General features: G+C 67.3%; 3 protein-coding genes. All 3 read right to left on the bottom strand.

Features of this window, described 5'->3' with window-relative positions; genetic code table 11:
* Positions 1-138: 138 nt before the first annotated feature.
* Entirely contained in the window at positions 139-696 is a 558-nt protein-coding gene (locus HC022_RS25660; protein ID WP_008884127.1) for a NifU family protein, read from the bottom strand.
* A 112-nt stretch (positions 697-808) separates the two neighbouring features.
* The gene (locus tag HC022_RS25655; protein WP_008884915.1) at positions 809-1,264 is read right to left on the bottom strand and encodes a universal stress protein; all 456 of its coding nucleotides are present in this window, start codon (positions 1,262-1,264) and stop codon (positions 809-811) included.
* A gap of 102 nt (positions 1,265-1,366) precedes the next feature.
* Positions 1,367-1,829 (bottom strand): aminotransferase class IV (locus HC022_RS25650; RefSeq protein ID WP_175583739.1); only part of this gene is annotated, 463 nt, incomplete at its 5' end.

Raw genomic sequence — 1,829 nt, 5'->3', positions numbered from 1 at the left:
GACCCGGCCCTCTTGCAGCAGGCAGGCGGAAACGCTGGAGAACGCGGTGTCGAACGCGAGAACGGTGTCGGTCATGCCATCAGGGCGCCGGCGCGCAGCGGGAGCCGCGCGCCGCCGGTCGGAACGAAGGCGCCGCCGTCAGGCGACGGGACGCACTTCGGTGACTTCGGGGATGTAGTGGCGGAGCAGGTTCTCGATGCCCATCTTCAGCGTCAGGGTCGACGACGGGCAACCGGCGCAGGCGCCCTGCATGTGAAGATAGACGACGCCGCGCTCGAAGCCGTGGAAGGTGATGTCGCCACCGTCCTGGGCCACGGCGGGACGCACGCGGCTGTCGAGCAACTCCTTGATCTGGCCGACGATTTCCTTGTCCTCACCGTCGAAGGCAGCGTGGCCGGAGGATCCGCCCTCGCCTGCCATCACCGGGTCGCCGGACTGGAAATGCTCCATGATCGCGCCCAGCACGGCGGGCTTCACGTGATCCCAGTCGGCGCCGTCATCCTTGGTCACGGTGACGAAATCGCTGCCGAGGAACACGCCGGTGACGCCGGTCACCGAGAACAGGCGCCTGGCCAGCGGCGAGGCATCGGCGCCGTCGGCGTTCGGAAAATCTGCGGTCCCGGCACCGAGCACCGCCTGACCGGGCAGAAACTTCAGCGTCGCGGGATTGGGGGTGGATTCGGTCTGAATGAACATCTGCGAGGTACCTTTCTGCGGGCTGACCATATATGCGCCCCCGTTCGGCGAGCGTCAAGATTTGGAACCGTTCTAAAAACGGACACGATGCGAAAACCGCGCCCGCCCCGGCTCAGGTGATCTCTTCGAGCCGTTCCTTCGAGAGGTCTCCCGGCACGATGGTGACCGGGATCGGCAGGCTGCCCGAGCCGCGGCTGAGCTGGCTCACCAGCGGGCCCGGCCCCTTCTTGCCCGAAGCCGCGCCCAGCACGAGCACCCCGATGTCCTCGTCGGCCTTCACCTGGCCGAGGATCTCGTTCACCACGTCGCCCTCGCGGATGACCAGCTCGGGATCGACATCGTGACGGTCCCGCATCCACTTGGCGAAGACCTCGTAATGGGCGTGGATGCGCTCGCGTGCTTCCTCGCGCATGATGTCGCCGACGCCGATCCAGTGGTTGAACTCATCGGGGGGGATCACCGAGAGGATGGTGACGCCGCCCTTGGTCTTGGCAGCGCGCATCGCGGCAAAGCGCATGGCATTCAGGCACTCGCGGCTGTCGTCGAGGACGACGAGGAACTTGCGCATCGGGGATCTCCTTCCGGCGCGATCATGTCGCAGCGCACCGGTAGTGGCAACAGCGGACATTCCGCCGCAGGTTGAAGCGCTCTCCCCCGCCGCGCGCGGGCCTCAGCCCTCGCTGACGGCCCAGTCCCAGTAGAGCTCGCGCGCCCGGCGGGTGAGCGGGCCGATCTGGTAGGATGTGTCCTCGAAACCGGACACGGGCGTGACCTTGTTGAGGTTGCCCGACAGGAACACCTCGTCGGCGGCCTCGAAATCGGCGTAGGTCAGCACCGCCTCGTGCACCTTCACGCCGTCGGCGCGGAAGTTCGCGATGTGCCGGGCGCGGGTGATGCCCGACAGGAAGGTGCCGTTGGCGATCGGCGTGAAGAGCTCGCCGTCCCGGGCCATGAAGATGTTGGCGGTTGCGCTTTCGGCGACGTTGCCCATGGCATCGGTCACCAGCGCGTTCGAGAAGCCGCGGGCGCGGGCCTCGACCAGCATCCGGCCGTTGTTGGGGTAGAGGCAGCCGGCCTTGGCATTGCACACCGCATCCGCCAGCACCGGGCGGCGGAAGCTGGTCTTGCCCAGC

The organism is Salipiger sp. HF18, from assembly GCF_011806505.1.
GTDB lineage: Bacteria > Pseudomonadota > Alphaproteobacteria > Rhodobacterales > Rhodobacteraceae > Salipiger > Salipiger thiooxidans.
The sequence above is the reverse complement of the archived record's forward strand: the minus strand, read 5'-3'. Positions and strand labels throughout refer to the sequence as shown.